The 23,391-nt window shown below is 57.6% G+C and carries 17 protein-coding genes and 2 tRNA genes; 8 read left to right on the plus strand and 11 right to left on the minus strand.

Going from position 1 to position 23,391, the window contains the following annotated elements; genetic code table 11:
• The first annotated feature begins 12 nt into the window (after window positions 1-12).
• The 8 genes from F4Y00_11110 to F4Y00_11145 all read left to right on the plus strand — a co-directional run bounded on the left by F4Y00_11110 (window position 13) and on the right by F4Y00_11145 (window position 11,952).
• The gene (locus F4Y00_11110; protein ID MYE05504.1) at window positions 13-1,050 is read left to right on the plus strand and encodes a PorV/PorQ family protein; all 1,038 of its coding nucleotides are present in this window, start codon (window positions 13-15) and stop codon (window positions 1,048-1,050) included.
• Window positions 1,051-1,130: 80 nt separating this feature from the next.
• Window positions 1,131-2,063 (plus strand): ribokinase, encoded by a 933-nt coding sequence (locus tag F4Y00_11115; protein ID MYE05505.1) that lies wholly within the window; start codon window positions 1,131-1,133, stop codon window positions 2,061-2,063.
• Between the two features lie 27 nt (window positions 2,064-2,090).
• Entirely contained in the window at window positions 2,091-3,104 is a 1,014-nt protein-coding gene (locus tag F4Y00_11120) for a hypothetical protein (GenBank protein MYE05506.1), read from the plus strand.
• A 25-nt stretch (window positions 3,105-3,129) separates the two neighbouring features.
• Window positions 3,130-3,972, plus strand: coding sequence for a formylglycine-generating enzyme family protein (locus F4Y00_11125; GenBank protein ID MYE05507.1), 843 nt, complete (start codon window positions 3,130-3,132; stop codon window positions 3,970-3,972).
• A gap of 115 nt (window positions 3,973-4,087) precedes the next feature.
• Window positions 4,088-6,250 (plus strand): hypothetical protein, encoded by a 2,163-nt coding sequence (locus F4Y00_11130; protein ID MYE05508.1) that lies wholly within the window; start codon window positions 4,088-4,090, stop codon window positions 6,248-6,250.
• A gap of 39 nt (window positions 6,251-6,289) precedes the next feature.
• Window positions 6,290-7,591, plus strand: coding sequence for a DUF455 family protein (locus tag F4Y00_11135; GenBank protein MYE05509.1), 1,302 nt, complete (start codon window positions 6,290-6,292; stop codon window positions 7,589-7,591).
• 114 nt (window positions 7,592-7,705) lie between these two features.
• Window positions 7,706-11,563 (plus strand): dehydrogenase, encoded by a 3,858-nt coding sequence (locus F4Y00_11140; GenBank protein ID MYE05510.1) that lies wholly within the window; start codon window positions 7,706-7,708, stop codon window positions 11,561-11,563.
• Window positions 11,564-11,757: 194 nt separating this feature from the next.
• Window positions 11,758-11,952 carry a hypothetical protein gene (locus F4Y00_11145; protein MYE05511.1) on the plus strand — a complete coding sequence of 65 codons (195 nt, stop codon included), beginning with the start codon at window positions 11,758-11,760 and terminating at the stop codon, window positions 11,950-11,952.
• Between the two features lie 89 nt (window positions 11,953-12,041).
• Here the strand turns inward: F4Y00_11145 and dnaA are convergent, their stop codons facing one another.
• The 11 genes from dnaA to aspS form a co-directional block, all read right to left on the minus strand.
• Entirely contained in the window at window positions 12,042-13,502 is a 1,461-nt protein-coding gene (dnaA, locus tag F4Y00_11150) for a chromosomal replication initiator protein DnaA (protein MYE05512.1), read from the minus strand.
• 561 nt (window positions 13,503-14,063) lie between these two features.
• Window positions 14,064-14,420 (minus strand): P-II family nitrogen regulator, encoded by a 357-nt coding sequence (locus F4Y00_11155; GenBank protein MYE05513.1) that lies wholly within the window; start codon window positions 14,418-14,420, stop codon window positions 14,064-14,066.
• A gap of 54 nt (window positions 14,421-14,474) precedes the next feature.
• A complete protein-coding gene (locus F4Y00_11160) occupies window positions 14,475-15,818 on the minus strand; it encodes an ammonium transporter (protein MYE05514.1) in 1,344 nt (447 codons plus the stop codon).
• Between the two features lie 454 nt (window positions 15,819-16,272).
• Window positions 16,273-17,595, minus strand: a complete 1,323-nt coding sequence (locus F4Y00_11165) for a sorbosone dehydrogenase (GenBank protein ID MYE05515.1) — start codon at window positions 17,593-17,595, stop codon at window positions 16,273-16,275.
• A 104-nt stretch (window positions 17,596-17,699) separates the two neighbouring features.
• A complete protein-coding gene (locus tag F4Y00_11170; protein MYE05516.1) occupies window positions 17,700-18,509 on the minus strand; it encodes an aldo/keto reductase in 810 nt (269 codons plus the stop codon).
• A 123-nt stretch (window positions 18,510-18,632) separates the two neighbouring features.
• The gene (gene moeB, locus F4Y00_11175; protein MYE05517.1) at window positions 18,633-20,084 is read right to left on the minus strand and encodes a molybdopterin-synthase adenylyltransferase MoeB; all 1,452 of its coding nucleotides are present in this window, start codon (window positions 20,082-20,084) and stop codon (window positions 18,633-18,635) included.
• Between the two features lie 11 nt (window positions 20,085-20,095).
• On the minus strand, window positions 20,096-20,533 hold the full coding sequence (locus F4Y00_11180; GenBank protein ID MYE05518.1) for a M67 family metallopeptidase: 438 nt from the start codon (window positions 20,531-20,533) through the stop codon (window positions 20,096-20,098).
• Between the two features lie 14 nt (window positions 20,534-20,547).
• A tRNA-Leu gene (locus F4Y00_11185) sits at window positions 20,548-20,631 on the minus strand.
• 116 nt (window positions 20,632-20,747) lie between these two features.
• Window positions 20,748-20,820, minus strand: a tRNA-Lys gene (locus tag F4Y00_11190).
• A 90-nt stretch (window positions 20,821-20,910) separates the two neighbouring features.
• On the minus strand, window positions 20,911-21,321 hold the full coding sequence (locus F4Y00_11195) for a hypothetical protein (protein MYE05519.1): 411 nt from the start codon (window positions 21,319-21,321) through the stop codon (window positions 20,911-20,913).
• A gap of 65 nt (window positions 21,322-21,386) precedes the next feature.
• A complete protein-coding gene (gene aspS / locus F4Y00_11200; GenBank protein MYE05520.1) occupies window positions 21,387-23,240 on the minus strand; it encodes an aspartate--tRNA ligase in 1,854 nt (617 codons plus the stop codon).
• Between the last annotated feature and the right edge of the window lie 151 nt (window positions 23,241-23,391).

Here is a 23,391-nt window from a genome sequence, read left to right on the forward strand (position 1 = left end):
GAGGATGATATCATGAAATCGATTCCTGTACGGAAAGTCCTTCCCTTGTTGCTCATGGTGCTGTGCATGCTTTATGTGTCACCGATACGGGCACAGAACGTGCGTACTGCGGCAGGCATCGATCCACCTGCGTTTCAGCGCACAGCGCAGACGGGTTTTCAGTTTTTGCATCTTCCTACGACGGCCCGGAGTGCCGCCATGGCCGGGATACATATGGCAAGCGGCGACGCAACGGCGGCGTTCAGTAATCCCGCCAATCTGACCGCGATCGACAACCTTGATCTTGCGGTCAGCCATATCAGTTACATAGCCGATATTCAGTACAACACAGGGGCGATTGCGAAGAACATGGGAGTATGGGGCGTAGTCGGTGTACGGGTAGCTTCTCTGGATGCCGGGGAGATGGTCCGTACGGAAAACGTGCTGGATAACGTGGCGAACACAACCAGCCGGAGCGCGGATCTGGGAACGTTTACTGCGGGCAACCTGCTGGTGGGCGTGACCTATGCCCGCTCCATCACGGACCGCCTTGCCGTGGGCGGAAACGTCAGTTATGTCCGGGAGAAGCTGGCGGAGACGGAGGTGAACAACCTCAGCATTGATTTCGGGGTGTATTTCGAAACCGGGTTCCGGAGTCTGCGTCTTGCGCTTGTGGCGAAGAATATCGGCCCCGACGCCGAATACGTAGGGTTCACCGAGGTCTTCGGGATTCCGCAGAGCGTACGTATGCCGATTGACTTCCGCTTCAGCATGGCGTACGATTTCCTGGACGGCGAGGGTACCCCGGGCCAATCCCGGCTTACCGGCTATCTCGAGGGAGTTCATCCGAATGACGGTCCCGAGCGGGTTCACGCGGCGGTTGAGTATGAAGTACTCGGCATGTTTGCAGCGCGTGGCGGATATCGTATGAACTACGACGAGCAGGGACTTACGGCCGGCGCCGGCGTCAATTTCTCGACGATGGGTTTCAATGGCCGGTTCGATTATGCATACGTGGATTACGGCCGGCTCTCGTACACGCATATTCTGACGCTGGGCATTGGTATCTGACCCTGGTCCGGCCACTGCGGGTCTTGACGGCCTCCATGCGCCGGCGTGCCTGATGCGCTTGAGCGACTGTAGTTAAGCAAATGGGAGCCGTAACGATTGTAGGGAGCTATGTGGTCGCCCTTGTGGTAGACACGGACCGACTTCCCGTCGCGGAGGAGACGGTGATTGGGTGGAACTACCATGAAACGCACGGTGGGAAAGGGTCCAATATGGCGGTAGCCGCCGCCCGGCTTGGTGCGGATGTCCGTTTTCTCGGGAAAATCGGGCGGGATCGTTACGGGGAGGCTTTTCTGGAGTTGTTGCGGGAAGAGGGCGTGCACGACGAGGATGTGTTGTACGCCGATGCCACGCCCACAGCAGTCGGATTCATCATATCCTGCACCGACGGGCGGAATATAATCGTCACGGATCGGGGCGCCAACGGGGATTTCTCGCCCGATGACATCGCTTCGCACAGCGATCCGATCACTCGTGCCGATGTGATCGTTTCTCCCCTTGAGATACAGTTGGACACGGCATTGGCTGCTGCCCGCGTTGCGCGTCGCCATGATGTATTCACCATCCTGAATCCTGCCCCGGCGGAAGATTTGCGCGGCCATGACCTGGACTGCGTTTTTGCGCTTACCCCCAATGAAGGGGAGGCGCGGGTTTGCCTTGGGTTGCCGCCTGATGATCCGACCCCGGACGAAGACATTGCGGTTCGCCTTCATGAGCTCGGGGTGGAGCATGTACTCCTTACGCGAGGCGAGAAGGGTGTGTTGTGGGTTTCCGCCGAAGGTGCGCGCGTGGTCCCGGCCTTGCGCGTCAACGTGCTGGATACCGTAGGCGCCGGGGATGCGTTCAATGCGGGCCTTGCGGTGGGGCTGAGCGAGAAACGCTCTATGGCCGAGGCTATCTCATTGGGTGTAACGACCGCGTCGCTTTCGACCGAGGCCCGCGAAACGGTTCTGTCGTATCCGCATCGCGATGCAGTATCCCGTCGATTTTCGGAAGTGTTATCCTCCATTGCATAAACACTCTGCATCAAATCCGCCTCTGGCATGGATCTCGTATCAGGATTTTTGCTTGTTTTAGCCGCTGGCGTATTGCAGGGTACGTTCGTGCTCCCGATGACCCTGACCCGACACTGGGAGTGGGAGCATACCTGGGCTACGTTCTCGTTTTTCGGGATGTTGTTGTTCAATGGGGTATTGGCCCTGGTTTCTCTGGGAGATCTTCCTGCCATTTATTCCGCCGTTCCGGTGCGCGACCTCATGGTGCTGGGCATTTTCGGTGCTGGATGGGGCATCGGGGCGGTCCTTTTCGGGGTGGGCATGGACCGGTTAGGCATGGCGCTTGGCTACCCGATCATCATGGGACTTATCGCCAGCATGGGGGCGCTTATTCCACTGCTTGTTTTTTATCCCGGGCAAGTGTGGGCGCTGCAAGGTCTGGTTCTTTTGTCGGGAACGGCCCTGGTAATGGTCGGGATCGTGCTTTCGGCGCGGGCCGGAGCGAAGAAGACAACCGAAAACGCACCGGAAGCGTCTTCAGGCCGCCGTGCTTTCAGGGGGGCGGTCATGATTGCGATAGCTGCAGGTCTTTTGTCCAGCCTTCCGAATGTGGGTATTACCTTTGGTACTCGTATGGTTGACGAAGCCATCGCCGCCGGCGTATCGTCGGTGTTTGCCGGCAACGCCGTTTGGGGCCTTTTTTTCGCGCTCGGGTTTCTTGTGAACTTTGCCTGGTGTCTGTTTCTGATGATTCGGAAGGGCTCCATTGGTGCGTTTGCGGGTCCTGGAGCCGGTCGGAATGTTCTGCTGGGGGCGGCTATGGGCGCCATGTGGATCGGCAGTTTTTACGCCTATGGTATGAGTGCGGCAAACCTTGGGACATGGGGCCCGATTCTCGGATGGCCCATCTTCATTGCCTTGTCCATTATCGTGGGCAATCTGTGGGGACTTTGGCGAGGAGAATGGAAAGAGGCCTCGGCCCGCCCCCGCGTGCTTCTCAACCGCAGCCTGATTGTGATGACCATAGCGGTCGTTGTCATAGCCATAAGCCAGGTTCTATAGTCTCTGAGTCAGCTTTCACGAGATCATGATGCGTTATACAGCAAGGTTTTTTCTGCCCGTGGTCGCGTTCTGTTGTCTGGCGGCGGGTGTTTTCACTGCGGCGAACCGGGATGCCGGCGCCGTAAAAGCGCTTTCTCTGCCGCCTGAAGGTATGGTGGAAATTCCGGAAGGCGTTTTTCATATGCAGGTCGAATACCGATGGCGCGAAGGGTTAACAAACGACACGCTCATTGTGGATGCACTTGGATACCGGTATCGTACCACGAGTACGCTGGATATTCCGGCGTATTATATCGACCGGACGGAAGTCACAAACCGTGATTACAAGGCATTTCTGGATGCCACCGGTTACCAACCTGTCTGGCCTGAGAACTTCCTGAAGCATTGGACGGATGGGTCCTATCCGTCCGGTCTGGACGATCATCCGGTGGTCTGGGTTTCTCTGGAGGATGCCCATGCCTATGCCGAATGGGCGGGCAAACGATTGCCCACAGAGGCGGAGTGGCAGAAGGCCGCCCAGGGAACGGACGGCCGGACATGGCCCTGGGGGGGATTGTTCGATCCGCAGAAAGCAAATACCGATTCCGAGGGGACGCTCCCGGTTGGCAGTTTTCCGGATGGCGCAAGCCCGTACGGCGTACTGGATATGGCCGGTAACGTATGGGAATGGACCGATTCCTGGCAGACGGATGGGTACCACGAATATTCGTGGTTGCGCGGGGGCAGTTACTTTCATGCGAAGGGAAGTCTCTGGTATATGCAGGGAGGCCCCGTAGCCGTTTACCAGCGCACGAAATTCTGGCACATGACGCCGGCCCTCAACCGGACGCCCACGATCGGTTTCCGGTGCGTGATGGATGTTTCCTGATCCGATACCCTCCTTTCATATCCTCCTTGTCAATCTTGCACTGTACAAGCCTGTCATGAATACCGGAATACGTCAAAAGAGCTTCTCCGTGCTGTCCGGCATACTGCTGCTGTTCATGAGTATTCCTGCCGCAGCGTTTGCGGATGCCGAAATACAATACCTTCCGAGTCGCGAAAATCCCCGGCAGGTCGTTATGGAGAATGATCATGTGCGCTACGTGCTTTCCCTTGATCGCGGAGTGCGCCTGGCGGAACTGATCGACAAAAGAAGCGGCACAGACCTGATGGCGGGCAATGACCCGCTGGCGTTCGTATCGGTGCGCCAACCCTGGCCCTTCAATGATGTGGGGTATGATATATTGACCCTCGAAGAAGTAGAGATGGAAGGGCATGTCGGCATTATAACCCGTCATCGCTCGAGTTATGTGGAGAACACTTTTATCGTGACGCAGCGGTTCACGTTGGGCGATGGGGCCGAACTGGGCTGGACGGCTGATGTAAAGAATAACTCCACGGCCGGAGGGAATTACCGTGAAGCCCAGGCCGTAGAAGGATTGATTCGTTTTCCATTGATGCAGGATATCGCTATAGGTCCGGATGAAGGAAGACATTATCTGATTCCGACGCAGGACAGATTCTTCTGCATCGATAGTCCGGACGATTTTGTGTTCTACTTTACCCGCGGTACCGATCCTAAAATGCCCATCGATGTGTACAGCGATGAGACAAATACCGGGGTTTATTTTCACATGCTCGATTCTGTGCTCGAATGGGATTTCGATAACAAGGATGAATACGTCAACCATACGTTTTTGCTGTATCAGGAGCCTCAGGATGAGGCGCGGGTGATGGATGGGCGCATTGCGCCGCACGAAGGCGATTGGCATGAAGCCTTTCGGGTTTTCAAGAAATACATTCGCGACAACTTTGATTTTACCTATTACGAGCGGCCAGTGCAGGAGCGATACCGGCAGCGCTTTGTGTCTCACTTCACGTTTCTGTACGGCAGAGACATATATGATTTCGAAGAGAACCGCTTCCGGATCGACGAATTTCTTGATGAAGGGGAGGCGAATTTCGGAGGCTACGATTACATGCTTCTCTGGCACGATTATCCCCGAATGGGCATTGATGACCGTGACCAGTTCGCGATGTACGAGGACCTTCCGGGGGGACTGGAGGGGTTGCGGGAAATGGTGGAACGGGCGCACCTGCGTGACGTGCAGGTCTTCATTCCGTACAAGCCCTGGGATATCATGCGCAAGGGCCAGAATCATTTCACGGAGGAAGCGCGCATTGCCAAAGCCATCGGCGCGGATGGCGTATTTCTTGATACGATGCGTGACTCCGACATTGCTTTCCGGGCAGCTCTCGATGCCGTGAACCCGGAGAACGTTTTCGTGAGCGAAGGACGCCCGGTCCTGGCGGACGCTGAACTCGTGACAGGCAGCTGGAATCAACAGGGCGCCGCCACCAACAAGATGCCCAACGTGGATCTGTTCCGCTTCATTATTCCCGAGCATAACATACATAATATCAATCGCAGCGCGAGGGACCGGCGCGAATTGATTCTCAATGCCTTGTTCAATGGCACGGGATTCATCGTGTGGGAGGATATTTTCGGGGAGATCAACCGGTATCCATGGGATGAGCGGATCATGATCAGTCGCTACAGCCGGATTATCCACGAGCATCGGGATGGTTACCTGACGGATAATCCGGAACCGCTTATCCCCGCTTTGCACCCCGATCTGTTTGTGAATGCGTTTGTCTCGGATGAGAAGGCCGTGTATCCCGCCTATGTGTCCCGACACTCCGCGGCCTCCCGCATGGATCCCCGCCGGGTCCTTGGGCCATTCCTGGAAGTGGATCACCCGGAAGATTGGCGGTACGTGGATGTGTGGAATCACCAGCCCATCCTTTCCCGTCGCGTTGCAGATAAGACGCAGTTGATTATGCCCGAAGAACTTGCTGACGACATGGCTGTCGTTGTCGGCATGCCGGCGAATCTGGATGTTTTACGGCAAGGAGATTCCCTGGATGTCGATGTGCGTCATGTGTTGGACGAGGGCGTCATTCATATCAACACGGTGGACAACCTGACGATGATGGAAGAGCACCGCCTTGAGCTGCCCGGTTCCGGCGGCTCGGTCAGTCTGAGCGATCTGGACCTTGATTTTCCCTACAAAGTGCTGGTTAAACTGATGCAGCATGGCGTAGCGAAGGACGCAGTCATCGTGGATGTGGGTTGGAAGCAGTTCGACGCCGATTCCTATTGAGAGAGACTCCCCATCTCCCTGGAGAAAACATAAGCGAGCGTGTATCTGTCCGGCAATCATAAACGTGGCCAATGGCTCCGGGTCGACTCGGCGCGCATATTGAAACGCCTGTTCTTTTGCGAGCGCGCACTCATTATCGCGCAAGCAGGTTGGCTCCCGTCCATTGCGTCGTTCGAAGTCAAGACCACCCTGCCGCGCTGCTTATGGGAAGACAGTCTTATCGCGGACCAGTTGCGTGAGCGGATATTCGAACTGAAATTCCCGAGCCGCATTCTGGAAATCAGCGACGATGCGCCGCTTATTGATGTTTTTGAGGCGGTGATCGATGCGCCGGGACCGGAGGCGTTCATATGGTCTCTGGCGCGTGTATTCAAGCCTGCGCTCCGCGATTGCTATCGTGCCTTTGGCGAGGAGGCGGACGAACTGTCCCAGGGGCCCATACAAAGGCATGTTCGCATCGCGGCGGCAGAGAAAGCGAAACAGGTCGAATGGCTGGCGGATGCCGCCGAAGAGATGTTTTCCGAGGTGCCGCAACGCAGGGAAGAAGCGGAAACCTGGGTGGAGGGGCTTTCGGAGTGGCTCAAGGCTGCGGGGGGTATTTCGTTCGATGTGCCCACACCCGCAAGTTCTCCCGCTTTGACCGGCAGGCGGCCTTTCAGGCAGACGGACAGGCCTGCTCGCGATCCCCGTTTCCATCTCACAAGGTATTACTGGCCCGACATTATTGATTCCACCTTTGGCTATGGAGAAGGGCTGCGCATGCAACTGCGAAGCGCCATAAGTCATGTGAACGAGGTCTGGGCTGTTGAGACGGCGGGAGCCATTCTGCATGCCTTTGCAGACGAACTGGGCTGGGAATACATCCGGGATACGGCCCGGTGGACGTATGACGAAGCCCGGCATACCCGGATGGGTTTCGAGCGATTGCGCGCCTGGGGATTCGATGTATCCGAAATCCCTCTGGGCAGTTATCTTTATGAGAGCACCGGCGGAGAGGACCCCACTGTACGCTTGGGCATGCTGCATCATTTCGAGGCCAAGAATATTGGCAAGAAAGTGCAGCGGCGCGATATGTTCGGGAGCTATCAGGATCGCGTGAGCCAGCGCGATATGGATTTTGACTGGGCCGACGAAACGATACACGCACATTACGGCAAGGTATGGCTCCAGGCTCTTGCAGAAAAGCACCCGGATCGCATACCGGATATCCCCGCACTCCGCGCACGTTGCGAAGCGCTGGTGCTGCGCGAGATAGAAGATGCTACGGAGGAGGAAAAGGAAGATATACACAGGTTGGCCGAAGCCATGATTACGAAAGCTGAAAGCCTGCTACATGCTTGAAGGAGAGCACCATCTCCCGTGAGCATTCCCCGTGTCCCACTCATGAAATGCACCCCGGAAAACATGAACGGCAGTCAACACCACCCCGGTAACAACGTGAAGCACATCACATGGATGGTTTCGCTTTTCGCAGGTTTTGCCTTTTTAGTGGGCTTTGCCTTTTTGCATGGCCCGGAGGAACCCGGCGCCGCGGAGATTCCGTCATGGGCGCAATCTTCCCAGCGTCCGGCGACGGACCTCGTCATCAGGCAGGATGCGGACGGTTCGAGTCTTTTCATACTCAGAGCGGGAAGCGAGGATACCTTGGTGACGGTGCAGGCCAAGCCGGATCACCGCCCGTTTCTCCATCCCATCAAGGCCCCGGACGGACGAGGTTTCTTTACGGAGTACAGCCCGGGCCATCATCCTCACCAGACGGGTCTTTACTGGGGGTTTACGCGCGTCAACGGGCGGGATTATTTTCATCATCCCGAGGGGACATACTGGCGGCGGGTTTCCATGGATGTGTTGACGGAGCAGGGTGAGCAGGTCAGTTGGAGAACCATCTACGATTTGCTTGATGAAGAAGGAGAAACCGTGCTCACTGAGACGCAGGTCTGGTCCATGAGCGAAGAAGACGGCCGGTATTTTCTTGACCTGGAATGGAGCGGGGAAGCGAAGACAGATGTTACGATCGGGGAATTTGCTTACGGCGGCCTCTTTCTGCGGATGCCGTGGACTCGGGGTATAGAGGGTTCGGCCGTGAATGCGGCTCGGCAGCGCGATCGGGCGGCCGAAGGCAAGCAGGCCATGTGGCTGGATGTGGGGATGCAGGTCGAAGGACGTGATGACATGGCGCACGTGGCGATTTTCGATCACCCCGAGAACGAAGGATTTCCGCATCCATGGCGCGTGGACGGACAGTTGGGCGTGGGCCCGGTCCGGGCGCGGCTCGGAGATTGGACGATCCCGGAAGGCGAGACGGAAAGCATACGGCATCGGCTCATGTTTTACACGGGCCCGATGAATAATGCCGAAATCCGGAATCAGTGGGAGCGTTACATTGGTATGGAAGGCGAACAGTATTCTGTGGTAGCGCTTTGGGGCCTGGCGCAGCGGGAAGGCCGTCAGGCGGAATTTCTGACGCCGGATCGGGCGGTCGACATCATGACGCTGGTTGACGGCTTTCAGGTGAATTCCTGGGCGAACGAGCCGATGATCACGCAGCCGATGGCCTTTGCCTGGGACGATCGCGGACGGCTATGGGTCGCTGAAAATCGCGACTATGAAACCCGCCGGATCGGGTTCTCGAATTCCGGGGACAGCCGTATTCTCATTCTGGAGGACACGGATCGGGATGGCGTGGCTGACCGCCGCAGCGTGTTTCTGGAAGGCATCCCGTTTCCGTCGGCGATCGCGGTTGGATTCGGCGGGGTGTATCTTGGCGCGCCTCCCCATCTCCTGTTTATTCCGGATCGCGATGGAGACGATGTGGCCGACGTGGACGATATCGAAATTCTTCTTACGGGTTGGGGCATCCGGGATCGCCACGAGGTGCTCAACAGCTTTCATTGGGGGCCGGACGGCTGGCTCTATGGCCTGGAGGGGTTCGCCACCCCCTCCAAGGTGCACAAACCCGGTCCCGGAGAGCAGGTCTACAAACATGGCGACCCCTTCCCCGAAGATATTCTTGAGGGAGAGGGCGTCGACATAGACGGGGGGGTATGGCGGTACCACCCGCTAAAGCATCGTTTTGAGGTGGTTGCGCACGGCTTCAGCAATCCGTGGGGTATCGATTATGACGCCAAGGGCGAATTTTTTATCACGGCCTGTGTGATTCCTCATGTATTCCATGTCATCCAGGGCGGCATTTATCATCGCCAGGGCGGGCAGCATTTCAATCCGTATGTATACAGCGATATTCGCACCATCGCCGAGCACCGCCATCGATCGGCGCACGGAGGCGCCCGGGTATACCAGTCGGATGCTTTCCCGGAAGAGCAGCAGGGACGGTTATTCATGGCGAACATTCACGAACATGCGGTGCTATCGGATATTCTTACTCCCAAGGAATCGGGATATGTGGCGAGTGAGGGCGAAGACTTCATGCTGGCCAACAATGCGCAGTGGGTCGGTTTCAGCATGGAAGTGGGTCCCGAGGGAGCCCTGTACGTACTGGATTGGCATGACGGCGCCATCTGTGGCAACGATGTGCTGGACAAGGATACGGGACGGATCTTCCGGATCACTCCTGAAACTTCGCTCGCGGAGGAATGGGAAGGACGCTACGACGATCTCCAGAATTTCTCCGATATGCAGTTAGCCGCTCTGCAAACGAGCGTAAGCGACTGGCATGCGCGCCGCGCGAGGGTCATTCTGCAACACCGCGCCGCGCAGGGGCCGATCGCTGCGGAAGCGCAGGAGGCGCTTCGCGCACAGTTTGATGTCCACGCGAATCCGGACTATCGCCTGCGGGGGATGTGGTCCTTGCATGTTACCGGGTTGCTCGCCGAGGAACGCCTGCTGGAAGCGCTCGGGGACGAGGACGAACACGTGCGCGCATGGGCTGTTCAGATGCTTGTAGAGGATATGGATCCCAGTGAAGCTGCTCTGGAGCAGTTTGCTCATATGGCGGAGATGGATCCGTCTCCCGTAGTGCGTAAGTATCTGGCCTCCGCCTTGCAGCGAATGCCTCATGAAAACCGGTGGATCATTGCAGAGGGCTTGCTCGGGCGGGAGGAGGATGCCGACGATCACAACATCCCCAAGATGATCTGGTACGGGGTGGAACCGCTTGTCGCGGAGGATCCTGACCGGGCCCTTGCGCTCGCGGCAGAGAGCAGCCAGCCGCTCGTGACCACATTCATTGCACGGCGCACCGTGGATGCGGATGTCCTCGAGCCGCTCACAGAAGCGCTTTCCCGCTATGGTGAAGTACGTAAGGAACTGCTGCAAGGTATGCGGGATGGACTCGAGGGGTACGGCGATGTGGCATCGCCTCCCGGATGGGATAACCTGTATGCGATGCTGCAGGAAGATGGGGAAATGGCCCCGTTAGCTCTTGAAATCGCACAGATTTTCGGAGATGCGGGTGCAGGGGAAGCACTTCTTGATGTGCTCCGGGACGAAACGCTGGATATGGACCTCCGCAACGGTGCACTGAACAGCCTTGTTGAGACGCAGCATGAAGGGCTCATTGCCGAGATACCGGTGCTTGTTCGCGACCCTGCATTTCGGATCGATGCTATCCGGTCAGTGGCGACGTTCGATCAGGAAAGTCTTGGCGCCGTGTTGATGGAGGAATACCCGGCGTTCAATGCCACCGAAAAGCGTGCGACGCTTGAGACCCTGGCGTCCCGACCAACGTATGGCTGGATGCTTACAGAGGCCATTAAGTCCGGCGATATCCCGCGGGAGGAAGTGCCGGTGTATGTCGCGCGGCAGTTGCGGCGCGTTGTGGGGACCGGGTTTGTAGAAGTATGGGGGCCCATCGACGACAACCTCTCCGACGACGACGAGGTCTTCGAGGGCTATCGTGCGTTGCTTACGCCGGAAGCAATTGTTGCCGCAGACCCCTCCAATGGCCGCCGTCTTTACGACATTGTCTGCAGTGCGTGCCATGTCATGTATGATTCAGGGGGGCTGATCGGCCCTGACCTGACAGGCTCGAATCGGACGGATATCGAGTACCTTCTGTCCAATGTGCTGACCCCCAGTGCGGAGATACAGGACGATTACAGGATGGTAATTGTCACCATGCGTGACGGCCGGACGTTTATCGGGAATGTTTCCAACGAGACGGATCGGCAATTGATGTTGCGCATCGTAGGGCGTGGAGACGTGGCTTTAGAGAAGTCCGAAATCCAGTCGCGAGAGGTGTCTGCCAACTCGCTCATGCCGGAAGGTCTCTTTCGCGCACTGAGCAAAGAAGAAGTGCTGGATCTGACATCATACCTGCACACAAGCGAACAGGTGGCCCTACCGAATGAATAAGCAGGACATCATTTTTCCGTTTGTCTTGCTTCTATTCCCACAAGACGCTTGCGAAATTGCCTTTTCAAGAGTAATTTTCGTAGGTTACAGGTAGTTTCCACCCTTGCTCAGGTCTCTCTTGGCGATCCTGCGCAGTAGTGATCGCCTGTTCGGAACCATCAACACGTATCTATCTACAGTATACCCACACGCACATGGCCTACTCGCACACCAATTCGAAGGGAACGACCTATTATCTCCACAGCAAGCGGACCACGCTAAAAAATGGCCGTGAGCAGACCATTTATTACTTCGGTAAACAGGCGAAGGAAGGAGCACTTGATGCCGTTCCGGCAGGCTATCAGGTTGCTGAGACATCCAATGGTTTGCCTGTCCTGAAGAAAAGTTAGAGGGAACACGAAACGCTCGGCGCATACGCGCCGAGCGTTTCGTTCTTTCAAGTCAATGCCGGGGGAAATGACCGTGTTTCCCTCCGGTTTTATCCTTGCCTGACCGAGCGGCCAGGCGTATAGCGTTCGAGCCGTTCCCGGGCGATTGTTATCTCGTCCCGGAAAGCTATCTCCATTTCCATCCGGTTTTCGATCGTTTTGCAGGCGTGTATAACCGTCGAATGGTCACGCCCCCCGAAGCGATTGCCGATGCTTTTCAGGGAATGGGAAGTCAGTTGCTTGGAAAAGTACATGGCAAGATGGCGCGCCGTCACTGCCTCGCGTTTCCGCGTTTTTGCCGAGAGCAGTTCGGGCTCAATTCCATAGAATTGGGCGACGCAACGCTGAATGTCTTCGATCTCGAGACGCACCTGGGAATCCTCCATCAGGTCCTGAAGGATACCTTTCGCCGTGTTTATGTCGACATCCTGACTGTGATGCCTGGCGTAAGCGGACAACTTGTGTAATGCGCCTTCCAGTTGTCGAATGTTGGCGCGGATCCGCTCAGCCACGAATTCCAGCACTTCCAGCCGTAACGATACGCCCATTTTGACTGCCTTGTGCTGCAAAATCGCGATACGTGTCTCGAGTTCGGGCGGCTGTATGTCCGCAGAAAGCCCCCATTGAAACCGTGAAAGGAGCCGTTCCTGAATTCCGGTGATTGCGGATGGAGGGCGGTCGGCGCACAGGATGATTTTTTTGCCTGTTTGGTGGAGTTCGTTGAAGATGTGGAAAAACTCCTCCTGCGTTTTTTCTTTTCCGCTCAGGAACTGTACATCGTCCACGATCAGCAAGTCGATTTGCCGGTAGAAGTTGGAGAAACAATGGACACGGTTTTCCTGAATCGAGTGAATGAACTGTGACGTGAACTGTTCTCCCGATACGTAGTGGACGCGGAGGTTCGAATTCTTTTGCAGGGCGTAATTCCCAATGGCCTGTACAAGGTGGGTTTTCCCGAGGCCGGTGTCTCCGTAGATGGTGAATGGATTATACCCGGTGCCTTTCGGGTCTTCGGCGATGGCAACGGCTCCGCCCCGGGCAAATCGATTGGAATGCCCTTCAATAAAAGAGTCGAAGGTATACTCCGGCTTGAGGCTGGTATTCTTGATGGGCGCTATGTTTGGGGTGGGGCGCCCTGATGGGGGGGGTATTGTCGGATACGTCCGGGGCAGGTACTCCCTGTTCCGGTGCGAAGGTTCGAGCGGCAGGGCCGGCGGTTCGTCTGTTTCCTCGCCCACGGCTATGTCCGGAGCGACCTCGTAGGCGACATTGGTCTGCCTTCCAAGGACTTTCGAAGCGGTTTTCCTGACGACATGGGCATAGTGAGACTCCAACCATTCGGTGTGGAAGGCATTGGGAACAGCCAGCCGAAGCCGTGCGGTCTCACTGTTTTCTTCCAGGTTAATCAACCTGATCGGAGCAAACCATGTGCGAAAGGACTGCTTGGAGATTTGGTTGGAAATTTGGGTGAGGCAGGTTTCCCACGTTTTCTCGGCAGCGGTGGAAGGCATGTACTATTATCGAGTGGGTGGGCGGTTCAAAGTACCGAACCGCACGGTGGGGGTAAAGCATATTATGGTGGCCCATTCGTTACCAGCCATTTTATGTTTGCCCGCCACGGATTGCAAGTACAATTCGTTACAATTTTCTAACAAAGAATACACGATGTATACGGGTTATCCACCGCTTATCCACATTTAGTCTGTAGTCTGTCGAGAGGCTGCTTTTTTCCGTTCGAATCGCCGGGGCATTCTGTGTGTGTTCTCCTCAAGAACATCCCTGCTTTCGCTTACAAGCCTTCTTTATTTTATTATAAAATACTATAAATAAATGACTTGTGTAAAATAAGAGCGGTACATACGTTGCTGCTCTGTTCTCCCGATAGGCCTACCGGACCTGAAACGCTGTATTTACATATACGTAGCGAAAACGAAACCGTCTTTCCAGACGCAAACACAGTTCTTCACATATGTATGCCCCTGCTCCGGGTCTCTCCTTGAGAGGTGTCCCAGGGCAGGGGCATACGGCCTGCGGGCATGTTTTCCGCAGGCCTTGCGAGGCATGTTATGTGCTTACTCCATACCCACCGGCGTGACGGCGGCTACATCTTCTTCGCCGGTTCGGATTCGGTAAATCTTTTCTACCGGCAGGACGAAGATTTTCCCGTCGCCCACCTCACCCGTGCGCGCCGCTGCAATCAGGGTGTCGATGGCTGTGTCGAGCACAGGATCCGAGACCCCGATGTCCAGCATGATTTTCTCGGTGAGTTCCTTTTTGGCCGTGGTGCCCCGGTAGGTTTCCACGATCTCCGTCTCGCCGCCGTGGCCGCGAACGCGCGTCACCGTCAGGCCGGTGATTTCTGCTTTGAACAGTTCGGTGAGCACATCGGTGAGTTTTTCAGGCCGAATGATTGCTCTGACTAATTTCATGGCGATAATCCCAAAGGATGGAAGATGAATGAAGTAATGGTGTGTGTGGTCCGGTTATGCAGCGGAGGATGCTTGTATTTCGTCGTCGAGCAGCAACACGATGCCTTCTCCGTCGGAATAGGCCTCTTCGCCGTGGCTGGCGATATCCAGCCCCATGCCTTCGTTCGGAACCTCCGGACGCAACGAGGTGACCAGGCTTATGCCCTTGAGGATAAGGAACGTAACCACGCCGCTGTACACCATTACGGCAACGATGGAGAGGGCCTGGATGCCTAATTGCGCTGGATTTCCGAACAGGAGCCCGTCTGCCCCACCGTTCCATGCGCTTTCCGCAAATACGCCGGTAAGGAGCGCACCCGTGATGCCGCCGAGCCCATGCGCGGCGAATACGTCGAGGGAATCGTCCAGCCGTGTGCGTGACCGCCATTGAATGGCGAAATAGCACGGAACGGCGGCAATGGCGCCTATCAACAGCGAGGAAATCGGCGAAACGAATCCGGCGGCGGGCGTGACGGCCACGAGGCCGACCACGATGGCCGTGGCGGCGCCGACGGCCGTAACCTTTCCGGTGCGGCCCAGGTCAATGATGGTCCAGATGGCGAGCGTGCCTGCCGGCGCCAGCATGGTGTTTACCAGGGCAAGCGCCGCGATGCTGTTTGCAGCAAGGGCACTGCCCCCGTTGAATCCGAACCAGCCGAACCAGAGCAACCCCGCGCCCAGGAGGACGAACGGCACGTTGTGCGGAATGATGGCTTGTCTGCCGTAATCCTTGCGTGCACCCAGTACAAGTGCGGCCACCACAGCCGCTATGCCTGCATTGATATGCACCACCGCGCCGCCTGCAAAGTCGAGCGCCCCCATATCGCCCAGCCAGGCATTACCACTCCATACCCAGTGACATATCGGGGCATAGACGAGCAGGCCCCACAGCGAGATAAAGACCAGGTACGCCCTGAAGCGCATCCGCTCGACCACGGCTCCGGAAATCAGGGCCGCGGTAATGATGAAGAACGTGCCCTGGAACGCCATGAAGAGCAGAGAGGGAATACTTCCGTCGGGTTCCAGTCCCACGCCGTTCAGGAAAGCCATCGAGAAGTCACCGATCCATGCGGAGCCGTCCCCGAAGGCCAGCGAGTACCCGAACAGTGCCCAGAGCACACCGGCTACGCCGAGGGAAATAAAGCTCATCATCATGGTGTTGAGCGTGTTTTTGGATCGAACCAGCCCACCGTAGAAGAAAGCGAGCGCCGGCGTCATCAGAAGCACGAGCGCTGTAGAGATCAGCATCCACGCCGTATCGGCGCCGGACAGGGCTGATTCCGCGGCGGCATCCTGCGCAAATGCGGGTTCAGCCAAGGCGAGGGCGGGCAGAGCAAGAAGGCAAACAAGAAAACGCATGACAGCGGTTGTGTTTGTTAAAAACTTAATAGGAATCGGGTCATTTGCCAAACATAATAATATATATCTCGCAATATAGCCACACTTGGTATGGTGAAAGAGGGCGTTTGGGGCTTTCTTTTTTCTTTTTTCATCAAATTTACACCCAGCGCATAGCGCATACCTATGGGGCGCCGGGCGGGGGGTATGTCTGCCTACTCCCGTCGGATTCCGATCGGATCGCTTCCTTGCCTGATTCGTATGGCGGAAGGAGAAAAAAGAGCAGAAATATTTTCCAGCCTTCGTGATTTGCGGGCAGGCCTTGTCCCCGAAGGCGGCATTTCCGGGCTGCACCGTGATGCCCCTTTTTTACGTCACGCCGGGGTTCCTGAATAGATGAGCGTTGGACGGCACGCCGCGCATCCGGCGCACCGCCACAGGGGGAAATGCGGCGCAGTAACCATGCGCCAGGCGGCTATTCCATGCCCTTGTGGATGATCCGCCAGATACGTCCCTGCATCGAATCCGTCACGTACAGGGAGCCGTGCGGGCCGAAGGCCAGCCCCATCGGGCGGTATACGGCATCGCCGGGGCTCTCGAGAATATCTGCACCTTTGAATCCGTCGGCGAAGATTTCCCAGTCTCCGGTCGGCTCGCCGGATGCATCCATGGGCACGAACGCCACCAGATACCCCTCCTGGGGAAGCGGCGCCCGGTTCCAGGAACCGTGAAAAGCGATGAAGGCGCCGTTTCCGTAATGCGCCGGGAAGTGTTCCTGCGTGTTGAAGACCATATCGTTGGGGGCGTAATGTCCCGGGAACGCGACCACCGGGGCTTCCGTGTCGGCGCACCGCCCGACTTCCATACCGTTTCCGCCGTATTCGGGCGAGAGGAGTTTCATCTCCTGCTGCTGGTCATAATAGCAATACGGCCAGCCGAAATCCGATCCGTCGTAGAGTCGGAACATTTCTTCAGCGGGCAGTTCGGCATTTTGCTCGTCCGTATAGTAGTCCGGCCACAGCGTGTTCAACTGGTCGCGGCCATGCTGCACGACGTACATGCTGCCGGCGCCGGGATGCCACGCCATCGCCAGGCCGTTCCGGATACCCGTCGAGAAATGATGTCCATCCGCTTCCTGGGTTTGCCCGGCTGTGGTCGCGTCGAACCGCCATACGCCGGACGCGCGTTCAAGCTGGGGACAGGGGTCCACACCCGGAGACCCTTGTAAGCGCATTTGTTCTTGGCACGCGTTCGATGGGGCGCCCACGTTCACATACAGATGCCCTGCATCGTCGAAAGCGATCGCCTTGGAGGCGTGCTGTTGCTGTTCCTGCCCTGCCGGGAAGTCTCCCACAATGCGTTCGGGATCGCCCATGGGCGCCAGTTCGTCGCCTTCGAAAGCAAAACGGTGTACCGAAGAATCTGTGGTAGCGTACAGGTGACCGTCATACAGTTCGAGACCGGTGCCGGCGATGGCGCCGAAACTGTGCATGGAATCGGCCTTGCCATCCTTGTCCGTATCCCGGAGCGCCGTGATGCCGCCGGCATCCGTGAGGCGCCGGTGTATCACGTAAATGTCTTCGTTTGCGTCCACGACGATGTGCCGGATGCGTCCCACGCTGTCCGCCACGACGCCGGCGCAGAATCCGTCGGGCAGGACAAGGCCGCCGTTATCTTCGTCGCACATGGATGCGTCTACCATGTGGCGGTCGTTTCCTTCGGATGCGCTGCATCCCGCGATAATGAGCAGAGGCAAGCTTGCCAGCAGGAGCAGTGTGTTCAAGCGATGGGTATGCATGATTTTTACGGTTCGGTGTGGATTGGGGATGTGGATTGGACGGGCCGGATTCGATAATCCAGATAATAATAGCGACGGGAGGTGATTTATGCCATGCTTTATGGTTACCACGCCGGCGCCCATGAAGGGTCCCCTATGCGTTTTCCGCACGCCAGGGCGTCGATCCGGCGCATTTCCTCGTGATCGAGCTCGAAATCGAACAGGTCGAAATTTTGCTCCCGGTGCTGCGGACCGGAGGACTTCGGGATAGCGGCTACGCGGTCGAGCTGGAGCAGCCACCGCAGGGTGACTTGCGCGGGCGTTTTGTTATGCGCCGCCGCGATGTCTTTCAGGGTGTTATCCCGCAATACCGCCCCGCGGCAAAGGGGGCTGTAGGCTGTAAGCAGCGCATCGCATTCCTGTGCCAGCGTACGCAACGCGCTCTGGTCCAGATAGGGATGATATTCCACCTGATTGCAGAAAATGGGCGCGTGTGCGGCGGCCCTCCGCATCAGGGCGGGAGGGAAATTGCTGACCCCGATGTGGCGCACCTTGCCGGCCGCCTGCAGGGCCTGCATTTCATCGAGGCATGCTTCCAGTTCCATGGCCGGAGTCGGCCAGTGGATGAGGAGCAGATCGACGTAGGGCGTGCGGAGTTTGGACAGGCTTTTTTCGGTTGCCGGGGCGATCCGGGTCGGAATCAGGTTATCCATCCATATTTTCGTCGTCAGGAAAATGTCCTCGCGCGCGATGCCTGCGTCGTGCAGTCCCTGTCCCGTTTCTTTTTCGTTCCCGTAGACCGACGCCGTGTCGATGTGCCGGTATCCTGTATCGATAGCCTCCGCCACGCTGCGCCGGCAGGCCCGCCCCGTAAGGAGGTAGGTGCCCAGTCCAAGCGCAGGTACGTCCACACCCTGAACGGTTTTATGGATCATTGAACTACAGGGGCCTGGTGTATAAGCGCAAGCCTGTTACGTTGCAGTCGCAGCGTGCTCCCGGCGCCTGGCCTGGCAGGAAAACAGGCCCCGCAGAGCGCCGCTGCATAGTGTTAACAGGCCCTAATACTGTGGCATGGAGGGGTCGATTTCATCGCTCCAGGCCAGCACGCCGCCTTTCAGGTTCAGGGCGTGCTCGAACCCGTGCTCGTGCATCAATTGGACGGCCCGCGAAGAGCGTCCACCCGAGCGGCAGTGGACCACAATGTCCGCATCCCTGTGATCTTCCAGTTCGTCCAGCCGATCGGCCAGTTCATCCAGTGGAATGAGCGTGCCGTCAAGGTTCACGATGTCGTACTCGTGCGGCTGGCGCACATCCAGAATAAAGGGGCGGTTCCCCTGATCGATCCTGCTCTTTAATTCGCGTACCGTGATTTCGGGGAGGGATGTTTCCTGGTTCATGGTGTTGCCGTTCGATTGTGCGGGAATGCCGCAGAAAGCCTGGTAATCAATGAGTTCAGTCTGGGAAGGATGATCGCCGCACACCTGGCAGGCCGGGTTGCGCCGGATATGCAGGGCCCGGAAGTGCATGCCGAGCGCGTCGATGACCAGCAGTCGCCCGATAAGCGGTTCTCCGATACCGGAGAGCATCTTGATCACTTCGGTGGCTTGTACGGTGCCGACCATCCCTGGAAGAATGCCCAGCACGCCTCCCTCTGCACAGGACGGGACGAGCCCCGGAGGAGGGGGTTCTTCATACAGACAACGGTAACACGGCCCGTCTTTTGCGCCGAATACCGATGCCTGCCCCTCGAATCGGAAGATCGAAGCATAGGCATTCGGGATGCCCAGCATCACGCATGCATCGTTGACCAGATAGCGCGTGGGAAAATTGTCCGTGCCGTCTGCAACGATGTCGTATCCCGAAAGAATATCGAGCGCATTTTCGCTGGTGAGCGCCGCGTCGAAAGTTTCCACCTCGACGAACGGATTTATGTCATGGATCGTCTCGCGGGCCGACGCGAGTTTTTTTCGCCCCACATCTTTTGTCCCGTGAAGAATCTGCCGTTGCAGGTTGGTTTCATCCACTACGTCGAAGTCCACGATGCCTATTTTTCCGACGCCGGCGGCGGCGAGATACAGTGCCAGCGGAGACCCGAGCCCGCCTGCACCCACGACGAGCACGGACGAGGTTTTGAGCTTTCTTTGCCCCTCCATCCCGAATTCCGGGAGGGTGAGATGCCGGCTGTACCGCCTGATTTCTTCCGGTTTCAGGGTATGCGGCATGCAGGCATCGCCTTCCGCTCCTCCGGCCACGGACGGCACGATCGAGATTTCGTCCTTCGGACCCAGCGCGGTTTTTTCGCGGTCCAGATACCGGATGTCTTCCTCGTTCCGATATATGTTGACGAATTGCCGGAGCTTGCCGGTTTCCGCGAACAGGTGTTTCCCGATCGCCGGATGCTGCCGGACGAGGTTCGCCAGCGCTTCTTCGACCGTGGCGCCTTCGACATCTACGGTGCTTTGGTCGTCAACGTACGCGCGCAGTGGGGAGGGAATGTAAATGTGGGCCATTCCGCGTGGGGTTATGATTTTTTTGAGGCAGTTTGAGCGTATATCTCCTCCGGAAGAAACCGTGAGCGATCTTCGGCCAGCGCCCATGCCGAAAGGTTCGCGGCTTTCCCGTTTTCGACCGACACGATCACGTAGGAGTATCCGGGAAAAGTCGCCAGTTCGAGATCGGTTCGGGAAGGAACGGCCGGGTGATCCGGGTGTGAGTGATAGATGCCCACAATATCCAGATTTTCTCTGCGGGCGGCAAGATCGGCTTCGAGATATTCCCCGGGCGCGATGACATACCGGTCTTCCCGCCGGTTCTCGTTGCGGTTTACGGCGCGCCGCGCATAGACTGCTTCGTTCCCGTCCGCATGCAGGCGTCCGATGAGAAAGCCGCAGCATTCCTCCGGGTACGTTTCCTCGCCGTGCCGGCGAATATAGTCGAGTACGTCCGCTTGCGTTTGCATGGGGGATGTGAATGTGCCCGGGACTGGATTCGAACCAGCACGCCCTTTCGAACGCTGCCCCCTCAAGACAGTGCGTCTACCAATTCCGCCACCCGGGCCCGATTTTATGGTAACGTACGAATGGATGAAACACCGGGGCGCTCTTGCGGTTTGCCCCGCACACGCCTTATCCAATGCGCGCTATCCGTACGTACGCTTTTTTGTGCTTTGTGCGTGATCCCGGCAGGAATCGAACCTGCGACCCACTGATTAAAAGTCAGTTGCTCTACCAACTGAGCTACGGGACCAAGCCGTTCTCTAACATAAAATCTTTTGTCATCATACAGCGCGCCCGATATACGCTACCCGGCGCAAAAAGATGCAATGGGATACGCTGATTAAGCCCGCATGTCTTTCCATAGATCCGCCATCGGCTTGCGCAGCACGAGGATGCCCTCCATCAGGGAGCGATCGAAGTTGATGAACCCGTTAGCCAGATAGATTTCTTCGGGGGAGCAGTCGTACAGCAGCTTGAATTCCCGGTCTCCCTTGCGGTGATCCACACTGATGATCGCACCGGCCAGTCCGGTCCGGACCGTGCCGCGAAAAACATCCAGATCCTGTCCGTCCGTCGCGCTCGTGCCGTTCACGTAGCCGTAGTCCATCGGATAGATAATGGAGGGATGGGAAGGGTGCCGCGAGCCGTACGGCCGATCTATGGTGATGCCGTTTCTGCGGATCAGCGCCTCCCAGCGCTTCCAGTCGATTCCGCGCCGGGCCAGTTCCGTAAGTCGATCCGGTGCTTCCATAAGCGCAGGTATGTATCCGGCGATGGGGTTGTCCCGGGGCCTGTTTTTGTTGCGCCGCCTGCGGTCTACTCAGGGTCTTCTTCCGGTACGATCCCGATATGTAATGCTGCAAGTTGCTTCGTATCGACCGTATCCGGCGACCGGACCATCAGTTCCTGCGCAGTCTGCGTTTTCGGGAAGGCAATTACGTCGCGGATGTTGTGCGTGCCCGCCAGCGCCATGATGATACGGTCGAGACCGAAGGCGATGCCGCCATGGGGCGGGGCGCCGTAGCGGAACGCGTCCAGCAGGAAACCGAACCGCCGCTCGGTTTCTTCCTCGTCCATTCCGAGCAGACGGAACATGCGGTGCTGCATTTCTCTCGAGTGAATCCGGATCGAGCCGCCGCCCAGTTCCACCCCGTTGAGCGCCATATCGTAGGCGCGTGCCCGCACCTTGTCCGGCGTTGTGTCAAGCGCTGCTTCATCGTCCGGATGAGGCGCGGTGAACGGATGGTGCATGGCGGTAAATCGTTTGGCGTCCGTATCCCGTTCCAGCAGCGGAAATTCGGTGACCCATACAAAATCCCACCGTTCGCCGTGCGCCGGGATCAGGCCGGTTTCGTTCGCCATGTGCAGGCGCAATTTGCCCATGTGTACAAAAACATCCGGGTCGGGACCGGCCAGGACCAGCACCAGATCGCCGTCTTTGGCGCCGACGGCCTCGGTGCAGGCATCCACGTATTCCCGGGCAATCACATGTTCCTTGACCGAGGAATACATTTCCGAGCCGTCCGACGGCAGTTTGAAATAAATAAGCCCCCCGACGCCGATCTGCCGCCGGACAATGTCCTTGTCGAGGCGATCCATCTGGCTGCGCGCCCGGTCCCCCTCCCCCCTGGCGACGATCGCCACAATGCGTCCGTCGTTTTCCAGGATGCGATCGAAAACCCGGAAGCCGGAGCCTTTGAATGCATCGCTCACATCCTGGATTTCCATGCCGAAGCGGAGGTCGGGCTTGTCCGAACCGAACCGTTCGATGGCCTCGCGCCAGGTCAATCGGGGGAACGGTACGGACAGATCGATGCCCTTCACCTCTTTCCAGATCGCCTGCATGAGCCCCTCGAAGGTCGTATAGATCTGCTCCTCGTCGGGAAAGCTCATCTCTACGTCGATCTGCGTGAACTCGGGCTGGCGGTCCGCCCGCAGGTCTTCATCCCGGAAGCATTTGACGATCTGGAAGTACCGGTCCAGGCCGGAGATCATCAGGATCTGCTTGTAGGTCTGGGGCGATTGCGGAAGCGCGTAGAACTGGCCCGGATGCACGCGGCTCGGCACCAGGTAGTCCCGGGCGCCTTCCGGCGTCGATTTCATGAGCACCGGGGTTTCGACTTCCACGAAGCCGTTCCGGTCAAAGTATCCGCGTATGGCCTGACAGGTCTTGTGGCGCAGCACCAGGATGTCCTGGAGTTCCGGCCGCCGCAAGTCCAGGTACCGGTAGCGCAGACGCAGGTCCTCGCCTGCCGCACGCCGTTTTTCCTCATGGGCCGACACGGCAAAAGGGACCGGTTCGGAGCTGTTCAGCACGATCAGGTCCCGGACCCGCACCTCGACCTCGCCGGTCGGAAGTTTCGGGTTAATGGTTTCCTGCGTTCGTTCGCCGACCGTACCCCGGACAGAAATCACATACTCGTTGCGTACCAGATCGGCGCGTTCGTAGGCTTCCTTTTCGTCCTGGGGAGAACACACGACCTGTGTCAATCCGTAGCGATCCCGCAGGTCCAGAAAGATGACCCCGCCGAGATCGCGGCGGGTATCCACCCATCCCTTGAGCACGACTTCCTCGCCGACGTGTTCGGAGCGGAGTTCGCCGCAGGTGTGCGTGCGCATCGGATGCATATCTTTGCCGGGGACCGGCGTGTGGGAGTGTTGTGTGGTCATGGGGGTGGTGGGATCGCGCTTCGTTGCGGCGCCCTTTGACGAAGCAGGCGCCGTATGCGTTCGCAGATCGGGCGGCACGGGTGCAGGATCAAACGTAAATTACGCATGAAGATGGTGGAAACGATGCCCACTTTCGAACGTCTCGACGAAT

The sequence above is a fragment of the Bacteroidetes bacterium SB0662_bin_6 genome, assembly GCA_009839485.1.
In the GTDB taxonomy this organism is placed as follows: Bacteria; Bacteroidota; Rhodothermia; order Rhodothermales; family VXPQ01; genus VXPQ01.

Bases quoted from the DNA above. Each gene is read 5' to 3' on its own strand.
- F4Y00_11195 (MYE05519.1), bottom strand. From the start codon at position 21,321: ATGGAAGCACCGGATCGACTTACGGAACTGGCCCGGCGCGGAATCGAC.
- F4Y00_11160 (MYE05514.1), bottom strand. From the start codon at position 15,818: ATGCGTTTTCTTGTTTGCCTTCTTGCTCTGCCCGCCCTCGCCTTGGCT.
- F4Y00_11110 (MYE05504.1), top strand. From the start codon at position 13: ATGAAATCGATTCCTGTACGGAAAGTCCTTCCCTTGTTGCTCATGGTG.
- F4Y00_11125 (MYE05507.1), top strand. From the start codon at position 3,130: ATGATGCGTTATACAGCAAGGTTTTTTCTGCCCGTGGTCGCGTTCTGT.
- F4Y00_11115 (MYE05505.1), top strand. From the start codon at position 1,131: ATGGGAGCCGTAACGATTGTAGGGAGCTATGTGGTCGCCCTTGTGGTA.
- dnaA (MYE05512.1), bottom strand. From the start codon at position 13,502: ATGCCTTCCACCGCTGCCGAGAAAACGTGGGAAACCTGCCTCACCCAA.
- moeB (MYE05517.1), bottom strand. From the start codon at position 20,084: ATGGCCCACATTTACATTCCCTCCCCACTGCGCGCGTACGTTGACGAC.
- F4Y00_11120 (MYE05506.1), top strand. From the start codon at position 2,091: ATGGATCTCGTATCAGGATTTTTGCTTGTTTTAGCCGCTGGCGTATTG.
- F4Y00_11145 (MYE05511.1), top strand. From the start codon at position 11,758: ATGGCCTACTCGCACACCAATTCGAAGGGAACGACCTATTATCTCCAC.
- F4Y00_11130 (MYE05508.1), top strand. From the start codon at position 4,088: ATGAGTATTCCTGCCGCAGCGTTTGCGGATGCCGAAATACAATACCTT.
- F4Y00_11170 (MYE05516.1), bottom strand. From the start codon at position 18,509: ATGATCCATAAAACCGTTCAGGGTGTGGACGTACCTGCGCTTGGACTG.
- F4Y00_11180 (MYE05518.1), bottom strand. From the start codon at position 20,533: ATGCAAACGCAAGCGGACGTACTCGACTATATTCGCCGGCACGGCGAG.
- F4Y00_11155 (MYE05513.1), bottom strand. From the start codon at position 14,420: ATGAAATTAGTCAGAGCAATCATTCGGCCTGAAAAACTCACCGATGTG.
- F4Y00_11140 (MYE05510.1), top strand. From the start codon at position 7,706: ATGGTTTCGCTTTTCGCAGGTTTTGCCTTTTTAGTGGGCTTTGCCTTT.
- F4Y00_11165 (MYE05515.1), bottom strand. From the start codon at position 17,595: ATGCATACCCATCGCTTGAACACACTGCTCCTGCTGGCAAGCTTGCCT.
- aspS (MYE05520.1), bottom strand. From the start codon at position 23,240: ATGACCACACAACACTCCCACACGCCGGTCCCCGGCAAAGATATGCAT.